Source organism: Vibrio hepatarius (assembly GCF_018860525.1).
GTDB lineage: Bacteria > Pseudomonadota > Gammaproteobacteria > Enterobacterales > Vibrionaceae > Vibrio > Vibrio hepatarius_B.
The window spans coordinates 108,475-121,968 of the sequence record NZ_JAHKPM010000065.1 but is presented as its reverse complement, the minus strand read 5'-3'; the positions used below and the strand labels follow the sequence as shown (position 1 = coordinate 121,968).

Here is a 13,494-nt window from a genome sequence, read left to right as displayed (position 1 = left end):
ATGAGAGTCGACACGCATATACATACGGAAATTCACTCTTTATCACCGAATACAGTTAGTACAAGAGTTACCAACGAATCGACGGCTTCTTTAGCGAGTGCAGCGCTTGCTGAAGTGAGAGAAGAAGCATTAGAAGAAACTATCGAAGGTTTAAGTCTTGGGCTTAGTAGCATGATGAAAAAGCTTAGTCTGGCAGACAAAGCTCAGGATTCGATGCTAAATGGTATGGAAAAACTTCTTCAGCAAATGGATAAAATGGCTCGCCAGTCGATCAATCGTATGTGTGAACAACTGTCACAATTAAAAAATGCCAATCAAGTTTTCACAGCATTAGACCAATCAGGTTTAGATAAGGGAAACATCGCGCTAATTTTAACGTCTTTAATGAGCTTTAAGGGCCTATCTAGTTCAATTAAGAAAGAGCTTAAGAAACGTTTAGATTTACTATTGAATGAAGAAGGAATTGAGCTTGAGGTTATAGCGGCAGCGCAAGGACTGAATGTTAATGATGAAGGCCTCAGAGTACTCAGAAAATTATACCAACATGCTAAGCGAGGTGAACAAGGCCTAGCGCATTGGTTTGAATTGCTTCAGCGACATCAAGATAGACGCCAATATATCCGAATTCTAATTCGGTCTATGTCGGAGCCACTAGCAGAAGGTCAAAAACGTGATGACATGACAATGGTTGTAGCGTCAATTGCTGATTTGAAGCGATTATTGTTATTTCTGACATTTGAGGACCATTGTAGCTCATTAGCTCAAGCTATGGGGTTGGAACTACCTGTCGTTATGTCGGTGACTATCGAGCTACTCGAACAGTCTTGGATTTATCCGGATGCACTATCACTAATGATAGAACGTTTAGATTTAACTTGGGATCGAAAAGTTATTTTCTTACGTCGATGGAAAGATTTAATAGCCGTAATGTCACCGGAATGTTACCGAGAACCAGAACAAAAAGAGCATGTTCAGGAAGCAATGCTTGAACTTTTAGATCGATGGAATGAGTAAACCAATGTTGGGAGATAACGAATATGAATCATCAATTAACATTAAACCGCGTCGGTGAACAACTTGGCTTACCTCTTGAATTTGATCAGTCGAATCAATGTATGCTCATGTTTGATCGCCACCTTCTGGTATCCTTAGCACCGGAAGAAGAACACTGGAAGTTAACTTGTATGTTGGCGAGAATCGAGCCTGAGCAAGAAAAAACAACTTTTAAGAAAGCGTTACTTATCAATCATCATCTCAATCAGGTTGGATCGGGTCATATATATTTTGAAGATGATAGCCATGCCTTGTTGTATTTAGATCGAATAGAAGATCTTGAAAATACAGATGAAGTTATTGATAGACTCACTGAATTGATAAACAGGTATGAATACTTACAAGGTATATTTGAATCAAACGAATGGTCAGATGAAGACTTTACTTTACTGAGAGGTAGCAACCATGTCTATTGAACTAAATCAATTTACTCAGGGAGTCGATAATCACCAGCTTAACCTATCTGATGGCCCGACTGGGGAACCAATAATTGTTACAGCTAAATTAGGGTTTATCGAAAAAATACTTCAATTTTTTAGCAACATACCTTTGCTAAGTGATATGGAAGCAGTTAAAGATTTTGTTCGTAATCAAACGGATGAAAACCTCAAAGTATTGGGGGTATTTATCCATGCACTATCCAATGAATATGGTGAGGATATAGCAGATCAAATTACGGAAAAAATGGATCTTAGTGGACGTTCACCTCTGAACGAGCGGTTAGTTAGACAAATAATACAAGGCTCCATCGAGGGTGATATACAATCTGAAGAATCTTCAGAGAAAAATGTTAACCCCAATAAATTGAGCGATAAAGCTCAAGCAGAAAGAACATTGATCGGATGCGGTGTTAGCTCCGCTTATTGTTTAGATAATCTCGGAAAGCAACTATCTGAACTGAATAAACCCAATACATTACCATCACCTAAATCTCTATCTTATGTGAGTAGTTTTTTTTACAGTGAGACGGATTCTATGCAGAAACTTCAAAAAGAAGTGGCCGAATATAACCAAATCATCAAAGATTTTGTTATGAATGATGAAGCACAAACACTTGCTAAGTTGTTTGATAACCCCGTATCAGAGGTGGTGGTGACAGAGCAACTCAAAACGTTCTCCAATAAAGTAGAAAAACTACAAGGTGCTCTAGCTAGAGTTGAGTCCGCGTATCAAAGTTTAACAGAACTAGATTCAAGTGATGCAAAGCAATTAGGTGCTATGTTGAGCCAAGAACATGACTTACTGGATAAAAATCACATATTAGTAGAGGAATTCCAAGGGAATTGGAATTCGAACATCAACGATTATAAAAATTTCCATGAATTCTTCTCGTCATGTTCATCGAGACTCCAATCGACCATGACACCTGAATTGAAACGTTTGTGCTTCGAACTGATTACAGAATCACCGCACTTTGAAACAGAAGGCTTAGCAAATCACCTGCCGAATATGCTCGCTCAATATGATTCAGATATGTCAGCAGTTAATTTGAGGGTACTTTCGGACATATTGGCTGAGAAGATACCTACATTGGCTGATGATGTTCAAATTGCATTCCCCAAACCTGAGCAGAAAGCACAGTTTGGTGCAATTCAACTTATTACACAGGCATTAATAGAAAGCCAAAAGCAATTAAGTGCAGAACAAAGAGGTATAGATGAACGCTTAGATCTCTCAGGTAAAATGGCAGACCTTCAACGTGTTTCTGTTAAATTCGAGACATTTTTTCAAGAACTGATGAATTCAGATTCTAACCAAGAAGATCAGTTTGTAGCAACTTTATGGGCTATCACTGGACAGGAATGGTTAGTAGCAAAAAATGATACTCTGATACCAGATGACTTAACGGATTATGAAGATCTTAACCTCAGCAGTCTTATTAAAAAAGAATTGCAAGAAGGTCATGTGAGTGATGACATTCGCCAAATAGCTCGAAATGTTGTCCAAGCCCAGTATCGTGTATCATGGTTGGATCAAAGAAATACTATTACTTTCGAGTCCAATAATAATGCAGGGGTTGACATTTACTCTGACGTTGAAGCCCACCAATTGGTTGATAATCTGACTCAAAATCTTCCACGCTATTCAGATTATATAGAAGAGAAAGCATCGGCCTTGGCAAGTTATATTGCAGCCTTAGAGGCATTTTCTCAACATACAGCATCTATAGGTAGCGAAGTAACCAATCAGGTTTCATCGATAATAGTTGAAACAAAAATACAGTTTGAACATTTAAACAAGCTACGGACACACTGCAATTCAGTACAGCAAGTGGTTGATACAAAAGTACTATTAAGTAATAAATTAGCCCGTGTAGAGACCATGTTAGATCATTCAACAACATCGATTACTCAACGGTTGAACTTGCAGGGGTTTCTGACATTTTTGCCTTCTTTGAGAGCTAATAATGACAAGGTTAGAGAGCTAGTTATAGAACGAAATAATCTTCAAAATGAATTAGAAAACAAAGAAAATCATACGCTTAAGGAAAGAATTACTTCTCTCAATACGGATATTCAGATACTTGATGATGAATACGAAAGACGATTGTTAGAACTGACAAGACTTGATCGGCAGATAAATCAAGACAAAGGTTACCCAGGTGAGAATGGTAACAGCATTGAGGCTTGGTCTGCATGGGTCAAACAAAATGTATCTGGAAGTTTATCGGGAGATTTTCGTCCTGATATGAGTGCACTGCTTCTAGAGCGCCAGATGACTAAAGCTGGCATAAGTAGTTACACAGAAGCATATAAAACGGTCTTTGTACCATTAGTATCCGGCCAGGTAACCATTAGTTACGATGGTGTAAAAAAAGCTTTAGTTGATTTACATCACTGGGCAATGTCACATCCATTAGAGTCTCAAGCTTTAGCAGGCGATCTAAACCATGTTTTTCAGATCGTGAGTACCAATGGTGGCTTTTTCGGCTCTGATGTGGCTGCAATGGCATCTACCATCTGGAGTACAGGGACTGTTGAAAGTCAGGTAAAAGATATTCTTCAAGGCCGTCGTGAGTTTTTGCCTAGCCAAGAGTCTCTATCTATGACACCTGAGATGATTGCACTACTTCATCTAGCCAAAAGTGCACCCTATATGGCCTCTGCAATAAAAGGGCTTGCTGGAGGTGGTCTTATGGCAAATGGAGCTGGATTGCTTGTATCGACATTAATGCCAGGGGGCGCTTTTGTTCAGCCTATGGCAAGAATGTTAGGTGGCATAGTGCAAACATGGTCTGAAAGTAGGGCGGCAAATATTGTTACCCAACATAGAACGACCGAAATTATGGTAAATGCCCTAATGAGAGGGTTAATTAATAGTGGAAGTTTTAAAGACCGGGCACAAGCTATGGCTTTTTATACAATGCAGCGTCAGGCGCTTCAAGATGTAGGAACGATTTCTAGGGATTGTTTTGAAACTGATAAAATGAGCACGATACGTAGAGCTTTTCAGGACGTAAAAAACACATGGTCCGAGATGGATTGGAAAGCGAAAACTTTTACTCTTGCTACTACATCAGCAATATCTGTCGGGGCTGCTGCAATTACAGCTCTTGGCGTTATCTCTATTATAGGTACAGGAGGAATTTCGATCGCGATTGCTGTTCTTGCTGGAGTAGGTGCCATGTCTATCGGTGGATTCTTTGCTAGGACAATGATTAACCTGGTTGCTGCAAGTAACTTTCTTGGTATGAATGATGCCAATGAAAGAGCAAGAGAGAAAATGACTCAACAACGTATTGATCAAGCTCTTGAGCGTATAGAGGCAAGAACCAATAATAAACGTTTAGCCGAACTACTGAGTGAAGAACTTGAAGGTGCTGGAAAATCATTGAAGCTAAATGATATGTCAGTTAAACAACAAGAACAGGCGTTGCAGGATGAAATTACTCAGGCTGCTAGCCAGTCGGTTGCAAAACTTGACAGCCAATATAGGCAAGCACGTACTGAAGATATTGCGGTAGCACGAACATTGACGGTTGAAAATTACGACGAGAAAGTTTGGGAAGGGTGCCACGAAAAAATTAGTAAGTACATAAAAGGGAATCTCGACGATGCTCTGGCATTCGCAGTAAAATTTTGTTGATTAAATATTAATGCCCCAGTTTAGTTTGGGGCTTTTTTTTCAGGTGTAGACCTGATATTTTGCCAGTCCAAATCACGGCATCATATTGCTATAGGCTAGATAGCGATAGGAGTGATTATGGATCTACAAATGTTAAGAAACATTGAACAATTAGTTTCTTTATTCAGGCTTCCTCAATCTGAGGTGGCAGATATCCTCGAAATACATCAATCACCTTATGGTTTGAAACTTGAAGTGATCGGTGAGCGCTTGATGTTAACTTCATGGTTACTTGAAATTGATGATTTACAATTAGATTACGCTCTTAAACGAAATCAACCAGAACGTTTTAAAGGGTTACCTCAACGCTTATTCATGATTAAAAATAAACTTTTTATAAGCACACTGTGCCCATCTCAATTTGATGCGCGGCAGTGGTTTTGGGTATGTAAAAAACAACGAGAGTTTCTTATACAGCTTGTTGGAGGTAATAACGTATGTCAGTAGCAACTCGCTTTCTGGCTAAAATTGCTGGTAGGCAAGATATTGTTTTAAGTGCGATGTTGATTATTGCGGTCTTCATGATGATTTTGCCGCTACCTACTACATTGGTTGACGTATTGATTGCTATTAATCTTGGTATGTCGATTGTCTTATTAATGATAGCAATCTATATTCGAGATCCACTCGAGTTTTCCGCTTTTCCATCAATGCTATTAATAACAACTTTATATCGTTTGGCATTAACTATTAGTACCAGCCGATTGATTTTGCTACAGCATGATGCTGGTGAAATTGTCTATACCTTTGGAGACTTTGTGGTTGGAGGCAACCTCGCCGTTGGTATCATTGTTTTTGCCATTATTACCATAGTTCAGTTTATTGTAATTACTAAAGGTTCAGAGCGTGTAGCTGAGGTAAGTGCAAGATTCTCTCTCGACGGTATGCCAGGCAAGCAGATGAGTATCGATGGTGATATGCGCGCTGGGATCATCGATGCTAAAGAAGCGAAACGTCAGCGCTCTGTGGTTCAGAAAGAAAGTCAACTTTATGGTGCAATGGATGGTGCGATGAAGTTTGTTAAAGGTGATGCGATCGCAAGTGTTATCGTAATTTTAACAAATATTTTTGGTGGTGTCGCAGTAGGTGTTTTACAGCATAATATGTCTGCATCTGAAGCAATTAATACCTATGCCATTCTATCAGTGGGTGACGGGCTTATTGCTCAAATTCCTTCGCTTCTTATTTCAATTACGGCTGGTCTAATTGTCACGCGTGTGCCAGGTGAAACAAAAAACAATCTTGCTAATGAGCTTGTTGAGCAAATTTGCCGTCAACCTTCCTCACTTCAAATGGCGGCTGCAGTAATGTTTGTATTTGCCATTATTCCAGGATTCCCTTGGTTTGTATTTGCGCCATTAGGAATGGCTGTCATGGGGGCTTCGTTTTGGATTACTCGGGAAAATAAGAGTAAAGAACATAACCAAGGTTTTTCTCCTCCTGCTGCTTCAGATGAGGGCAATAACCAAGATATGGCGCCAGGCGCTGTGCCCCTAATGTTAGCGATAGGTAATAAGCTGATGGAAGATAATCTCGCCAAATCATTACAGACACTTAGATGGAAATTGTTCGAGAAACTTGGATTACCATTACCTGAAGTTCAGATTCAGATCTTACGAAATGAAAAAAGCGATGAATTTGAGTTATTTTTATACCAAGAGCCAATCATCAAGCTCAATATTCCAGAACAAACAATTTTAGTATTGAAAAATATTGATGGAATAGACGGACAAGAAAGCAAACTGCCTTTTAACCAGCAAATGTTGCATTGGTATCCGTTAAACTCTGTGGCGATTATTGAGCAGTCTGAAGTCGAATATTATCAAGGTAATGAAATTGTTAACTATCTTGTTGAAGCAGCTACACAGCACTATGCCAAAGAATTCCTCGGTGTACAGGAAACTCGTTACCTTATGGACTCTATGGAGATGCGTTACTCTGAGCTGGTAAAGGAGTTACAGCGGTTATTGCCTGTAAGCAAAATAACAGAAATATTACAACGCCTTGTAGAAGAGAATATTTCTATTCGAGACTTACGGACAATATTTGAAACACTAGTTGAATGGGCATCTAAAGAAAAAGACACAATCATGTTAACAGAGTATGTGCGAGTTGCTTTAAGAAGACATATCAGGCGCAAGTTCACTGCCAAAGAAGGTTGGATACCGATGATTTTAATTGGTGATGCAATAGAAAATCTGATTCGTGAATCGATACGTCAGTCTGCGGTTGGGTCATATAGCGCCCTCGAGCCAGCAGATGAACAAAAAATTATTGCAATGATTAAAGATAATTTACCTGACCATATTCCATGTGTGATCTCTACATCTTTAGATGTAAGACGATATTTAAGAAAAATTATTGAACCATCAATACCCATGACGCCGGTACTTTCATTTCAAGAAATAGGTGAAGATGCGAGCATTAAAGTTATTGCCCAAGTTGATATTTTAACGGAGGTTCCTAATGCGATTACTGGATAGTATTCAGTTGACAGAAACTCTTGAAAAAGAGCTTTTTCCAGATCTACCTGATGTGAAGCCTTTTCGTCGCTTCGGTAAGATCCTTGAAGTCACATCGACTTTAATTCGTTCGACCTTACCTGAAGCTAAACTAGGAGAGCTTTGCTTGATAGGGAGCAAGCTTCAAGCCGAAGTAGTGGCCATTAAAGGAGAGGAAGCGTGGCTTTCTCCATTTCAAAGTACAACAGGTATTGGTACCGAAATGCATGTTGAATCACTGGGGCATGGACACAGAGTAAAAGTTAGCCCAGAGCTCTTGGGGCGAGTTGTTGATGGCCTAGGGCGACCTATGGAGCAAGGGGATTGGCTAGGTCAATGGCATGATAATCAGGGAGATGCACCAGATCCACTTAAACGTAAACTTATTAGTAAAGTGATGCGAACCGGAGTTAGAGCGATAGACTCGACACTTACTTTAGGTGTTGGGCAGCGGATGGGTATTTTTGCCGCTGCTGGTGGAGGAAAAAGTACTCTTTTAGGGATGCTTGCTGGAAACTGTGATGCGGATGTTATCGTTTTAGCATTGGTTGGAGAACGAGGCAGAGAAGTTCGTGAATTTATAGAATATTGTCTACCTCCTGAAGTTAGAAAAAAGACAGTGCTTGTAGTAGCAACATCCGACAAACCACCTCTTGAGCGCATGAAGGCCGCATTTACAGCAACTACAATTGCTGAGTTTTTTAGAGATCGAGGGGAAAATGTATTACTAATGGTTGATTCAGTAACTCGTTTTGCAAGAGCAGGGAGAGAAATTGGATTGGCTGCTGGAGAACCCCCTGTAGCGAATGGCTTCCCACCTAGTGTGTTTGTTCAATTAGCTTCATTGCTTGAGCGGGCAGGGCCAGCGCCAACAGGCAGCATTACGGGGATATATACCGTATTGGTTGAGGGGGACAATATGAATGAACCTGTAGCTGATGAAGTACGCTCTATTTTAGACGGACATATTGTCTTGTCGCGGAAACTTGCTGGGGCAGGTCATTATCCGGCAATTGATGTTAACGCGAGTGTAAGCCGAGTTATGGATCAGATTGTGACTGAGCAGCACAAAAGTGACGCTAAGCATTTAAGGCATCTAATTGCCCTATACCAAGACGTTCAATTGTTAATACGAGTTGGCGAATATCAACGTGGCCAAGATCTGATGACAGACGAAGCTGTGGACAAGTTTTCTGAGATGGAACGGTTTTTGTGTCAAGACACCACTGAAATTTCACCATTTAAAGAAACGTTAAAAAATTTAAATTACTTATGTGCGAGTTAAAGAGCGATGCAACTCACCCCAGAAGAAAGTGCGTTTATAAAGCAACTCATCACTCTTCGTAAACGTAAAGAAGAAAGGCTCCAAATTCAATGGAATAATCTAGATGAAGAGCAAATAAACTGTAAAAAAAAGCGTCAAGACGCTTATCAATTATGGTCTGAGTCTCGAGAGTTACTTGTTATTTCAGATCAACCACAACAGCCGCTAAGCCGTAATGAACTTAATCAGTTACTAAGTGAAAAACATAGCCAATATGCACAAGAAAGATCAAGGGCTGAAAAAATAGATTATTGGGATAAACGTGTTGAGCAACTGAATATTGAAAAAGCTGAATTAATCCGTCAGAAAGCAGTATTAATTAAGGGGCAAGAAAAGCTAAAAGGGGTCCTTTATGAGCAATAAAATTGAACCATGTTCTTCACGTGATTGGCGTGTTGAAGGTGTAACTTCAAGGCGTGATTCTGATCCTGAGTTACGAAAAAAATTTGTTTCTTTATTTACTAGTAGAGATGGAATAGAGAATCGTGATGGTAAAAATGAACTTTCTACTTGTTTGACTAAGTCAGTTGTGAATCAACTCTCTGAAGTTAATCACATAGTAACATGGCGCAATGCTGAAATACTTAGGGGGGATAATAGCCTTACATTTCGTTTGTTAAATGGACCCATGATGGGACTAACTATCATTGCTTCATGGGAAAGTCAGATTGTCACGCTTAGGATTAAACCTAAAAATAACAAGCAAAATAAAGCAATTACTCGTATGGCGCCTAAGATTGCCGCTCGTTTATCTCAGTCAAAAATTCGATTCCAAATGGAGATAATGAATTATGAATAATCTAATTGATTTGGCAAAAGTTATAGGCTCGGGCTTGACCAATCAGAATTGTTACCTATCCCTTCAGAGAGTTAATCAGGAAGAAGGAACGTTTTGGTCCTATCGTGGGGATGCTAAAAGTGGGATTTGGTGTAGCCACTCTGACTGGGCTGCGGGTGTTACGCAAATTTCCTCATTAAATTCAGTTCCTGATGACTTAATGCCAGCGATGATTGCAAGCCTTTTTTCTATAGTGAGTGTTCCATTTGTCAGAGACATTAATACTCAAGGAGAGGCTGCTAGCTTACCGAGTGACATATATCCGGTTGTTCAATGTAATGGTTATCAATTTGTTCTTGTGGGCTTTTCACCTACGTGGATAAAACGCCTGACAGTCAGTTGGACTACCTATTCTGCTCCCCCTATTAAAGTCAAGGTCCCATTAATATCTGGTTATATGGTTGATCCTAAGCCAGTATTGGAAGGTGAGGGGGTATGGTTGAGAGATGGTCACAGCCCTGATTCAGGTACCGCTATTTTGTGGTGGGGAAAGCCCATCGCGAGCATTCAATATCATGAAGAAAAGACTTGGTTTGTGAATAAATTATATGCTCCATATTCTTTAACAGATCAAGTCAGCTACGTTCAGATTGCGACTCTTGATATGAACTTACAAGATATATTGTTACTTGAAAACACCCAGGTTTTTGAAGCAGATTTAATTTGTGAGGTAGAGAGTAAACTTATTTCCAATGGTCAATGTGTTGCCAGAGGAGAGTTACTAGTTAGTCAAGATGGAGTTGTATTTTATACTAATCAAAAACTTGAGAATGAAGCTTAGTACCTACTAGTGTTTGGCTTATATAATAGTAATATTTCATACAGTAAGTTTATGCGATATAAGCGGAAAGGGGTACTTTCCGCTTCATTGTTTAATTCGGTAGTGCGTCACAATAAAATGGGCCACTGAACTCCAATAATGCTTGGTCCATAGAAATTGATTCTTCTAATTGACCAAATTCGTAAAGAGAGAATTGTACATTTGCCTTCATTGACTTCATGTATTTTTGTTCCCCACCAAAGATGATGACTGAAGGAAACTCCAAAGGGTAAAAGCTCTCAAACGGCGATGTTACTTCCATAATCATTCGATATCGTATTTTATTCATCTCGAGTTTGAAATAGCCTGAACAAGAGTCATACTCTCGCTTTACCGATAGGTTGCCTATGGCAGGATAAAAGATAAGATCATATTTATCAGATATGTATCTACCGGCCCAAAGTTCAATGTTCGATGTACCGACCTTAGCACCTGTAAACATATAGTAGAGTTCATCAGAGAGTCCCATACTGTATATCATGCCTGCACTGGATTCTTTGTCATACCAGCCCTTATCAACTTGTGCGTAACCTGAACCAAATAGTGAACGTATGCCATCAGAGAAAGTGTATTGAATCGGCGTTCCAACAGTGTAAAGGAACCATTTTCCTCCAACCCCAGGGATTTCTGGTATTATACCAAACGGTGTTTGCCCGGGGTTTGCACCTCGCCAGTAGTAAGCATGTTCACCATCCCATCTCATGGTAAAGTTAAAGTCATTGTAAGTAACTTGTAACTGATCTTGATTAGCCACCACTACTCCGGGAATCTCATAGTGAAATTTCTTAACATCATCAAACCCTTTCAAGATGAGTTCATCTCGAAAAATATCGTATTTGACGGTTTTTCCATTAAGTGGTGTGAAAGCCAGATGAACATAAGCTTTAGGTGTTGAAATAGTAAAATCAGGGGCAATATAAGTTTGTAAGCTTATTTTAAAATAGCCCACATCTGGTACTGCTACATTATAGAACCATTGCTCTGCCCATGTTTTATCAGAGCTTGGCACATGAGGTTTAAGATCATCTAATGTTGTTGCATTAAGTGCTGAGCAAAATAAAGTACATAGGAGAGCAATGATCGACGGTATCATTTTGAAGGTCATAGTCAAACGTTCCGTGTAGTTCAATTAGGTTTTATAGGCTGATGTTCGGCCGTAATGAAATACGGCCGAACGTCCTGGTTATTTGCGGCATATGCGAGCTTGGGAGAAGTAAAGTCCTTCCTTACACTGCGTACCAGACTGACAGTGTTCATCCGTTTGGCAATAACACTCGCCTCGAACATTACACCCTGGAGTTAAATAGTCTTCCATTGGTATATCCCCACTGACTCTTTCCCAGAAAGGATTGGAGAACACATTATGAGGATCCAATTCAGCTTTGGCCTGTAAAAATTCGGGCCACATTGGGAATCGAGAAGGCATATCCTCGAATATTGCAACTGAGTTTTTCCCCCAATGAGGACGGGCGTTATATTTTCGTAACGACATCTGCTCGATTTCAAGATTGACGAAGTAATTTTTGGGTTCTTTTTTACCTTCTTGTCTCAGTGTATATTCAATCCCGACAAACGCGCTTTCGCGCCCGGAACTCATTCCTAGATAACTGTTCGATGCTTTACCGAAACGAAAATATATACCATTTAGGGGAAAACAAGTCCTAGGGTGTTCTGCAACAATCTTCCTTACATCACTTATCCAATCTGGTAATCGTTCAATATCAATGGCTACTTCTTGAAGGGCAATAGGGAGTCTATCCCAGATACACTTATCAGGATCTTTACATTTGAAATATTGCATTTGATCGGAATAACCTACAGGATTGTCAACTTTTTTACCGGTAACACTATCCCGGAAATAGGATTTTGCTCTGGCATTATAGCGGGCTGTTGCAGCAAGACATTGTAAGCCTGCTCCTGGGAATTCGTGCGCAGCATTAAACAATAAGCCAAAGAAAAACTCTTCTGCGTCCGAAACATCGGCTTGAGCATTGTATGCTTGCCCTTGAGTTTCGAGTGGTACGGGGTTGTATAGCGTAGTGGTATATCTGCCAAGGCCTGGGAACCAAGCAATGTTAGCGGAATAATTATTTCGAGCGATATCTAGTACTTTATCTTCTAGCCCACTATCGTCACGGTATCCTGTTACTTCCGCTTTAACTTTGAATGCATCTTCTATCGCGAGAGTAACTTCAACAACCACTCCTAGTACACCTAAATTGACTCTCGCAGCATCAAGTAAGTCGCCACTCAATATACGGACATTACCTTCACCGTCGACAATTTTAAGTTGTGTTACGTAGTCCGCAAGCATGTTACTTGGTTTTTCTAAAGTAGAGCCATGAGTACCACTACCAAGCATTCCACCTATGGTGAAAATAGCCAGTTCCGTGACCATGTTAATGGCATAACCTTGTTCACGAAGAAAATAGCTCAAATCATTAAACCTCATTCCAGCTTCAACAGTAATACGGTGATTATTTGAATCGAAATGAACAATTTTATCCATATTTTTAAGGGTTAATTGTACCTGTCCATCACCCGCACAAGCTGCATCAATTTGACTGGCAAACTTACGATTTCCTGTCATTACTTTCTTTCCACGCATTAGTGCATCTTTAACAACCTCTTGGACACCTTCAATTGAATGAGGGTCATAGATAACCTCTGGATAGCAGGTATAGGTTCCTTGGTAATTGGAAATATTATTTTCAGGCTCTTCGCTTTGTAGAGCATATGCTGTTCCAAAAGCGGTTAATATTAACGCAGTACTTAACGCTAAACTTCTAATTTTCATCAAATATTCCTTTTTAAGGCTTAGTTCCATTAGGCA

11 protein-coding genes are annotated in these 13,494 nt (G+C 39.8%); 9 read left to right on the top strand and 2 right to left on the bottom strand.

The window, feature by feature from the left end:
- From KO511_RS19705 to KO511_RS19665, 9 genes are all read left to right on the top strand, one after another.
- A complete protein-coding gene (locus tag KO511_RS19705) occupies positions 1-1,014 on the top strand; it encodes an HrpJ domain-containing protein (protein WP_215989092.1) in 1,014 nt (337 codons plus the stop codon).
- Positions 1,015-1,037: 23 nt separating this feature from the next.
- Entirely contained in the window at positions 1,038-1,469 is a 432-nt protein-coding gene (gene sicP / locus KO511_RS19700; RefSeq protein ID WP_215989091.1) for a chaperone SicP, read from the top strand.
- Positions 1,459-5,139 carry a type III secretion system effector BopA family protein gene (locus KO511_RS19695; RefSeq protein WP_215989090.1) on the top strand — a complete coding sequence of 1,227 codons (3,681 nt, stop codon included), beginning with the start codon at positions 1,459-1,461 and terminating at the stop codon, positions 5,137-5,139. Before sicP ends, KO511_RS19695 begins: the two co-directional genes overlap by 11 nt.
- A gap of 117 nt (positions 5,140-5,256) precedes the next feature.
- Complete coding sequence (locus KO511_RS19690) at positions 5,257-5,625, top strand: hypothetical protein (protein WP_215989089.1); 369 nt, start codon at positions 5,257-5,259, stop codon at positions 5,623-5,625.
- A complete protein-coding gene (locus tag KO511_RS19685; RefSeq protein ID WP_215989088.1) occupies positions 5,616-7,661 on the top strand; it encodes an EscV/YscV/HrcV family type III secretion system export apparatus protein in 2,046 nt (681 codons plus the stop codon). Before KO511_RS19690 ends, KO511_RS19685 begins: the two co-directional genes overlap by 10 nt.
- Positions 7,645-8,964, top strand: coding sequence for a FliI/YscN family ATPase (locus KO511_RS19680; protein ID WP_215989087.1), 1,320 nt, complete (start codon positions 7,645-7,647; stop codon positions 8,962-8,964). The genes KO511_RS19685 and KO511_RS19680 overlap by 17 nt, the downstream gene beginning before the upstream one ends.
- A gap of 6 nt (positions 8,965-8,970) precedes the next feature.
- Entirely contained in the window at positions 8,971-9,366 is a 396-nt protein-coding gene (locus KO511_RS19675) for a hypothetical protein (RefSeq protein ID WP_215989086.1), read from the top strand.
- Entirely contained in the window at positions 9,356-9,802 is a 447-nt protein-coding gene (locus KO511_RS19670) for a hypothetical protein (RefSeq protein WP_215989085.1), read from the top strand. The genes KO511_RS19675 and KO511_RS19670 overlap by 11 nt, the downstream gene beginning before the upstream one ends.
- The gene (locus tag KO511_RS19665; RefSeq protein ID WP_215989084.1) at positions 9,795-10,622 is read left to right on the top strand and encodes a hypothetical protein; all 828 of its coding nucleotides are present in this window, start codon (positions 9,795-9,797) and stop codon (positions 10,620-10,622) included. The genes KO511_RS19670 and KO511_RS19665 overlap by 8 nt, the downstream gene beginning before the upstream one ends.
- 91 nt (positions 10,623-10,713) lie before the next feature.
- Here KO511_RS19665 and KO511_RS19660 read toward each other — a convergent pair whose 3' ends face one another.
- Positions 10,714-11,754, bottom strand: a complete 1,041-nt coding sequence (locus KO511_RS19660; protein ID WP_215989182.1) for a hypothetical protein — start codon at positions 11,752-11,754, stop codon at positions 10,714-10,716.
- Positions 11,755-11,844: 90 nt separating this feature from the next.
- A complete protein-coding gene (locus KO511_RS19655) occupies positions 11,845-13,458 on the bottom strand; it encodes a D-arabinono-1,4-lactone oxidase (RefSeq protein ID WP_215989083.1) in 1,614 nt (537 codons plus the stop codon).
- Positions 13,459-13,494 lie beyond the last annotated feature (36 nt).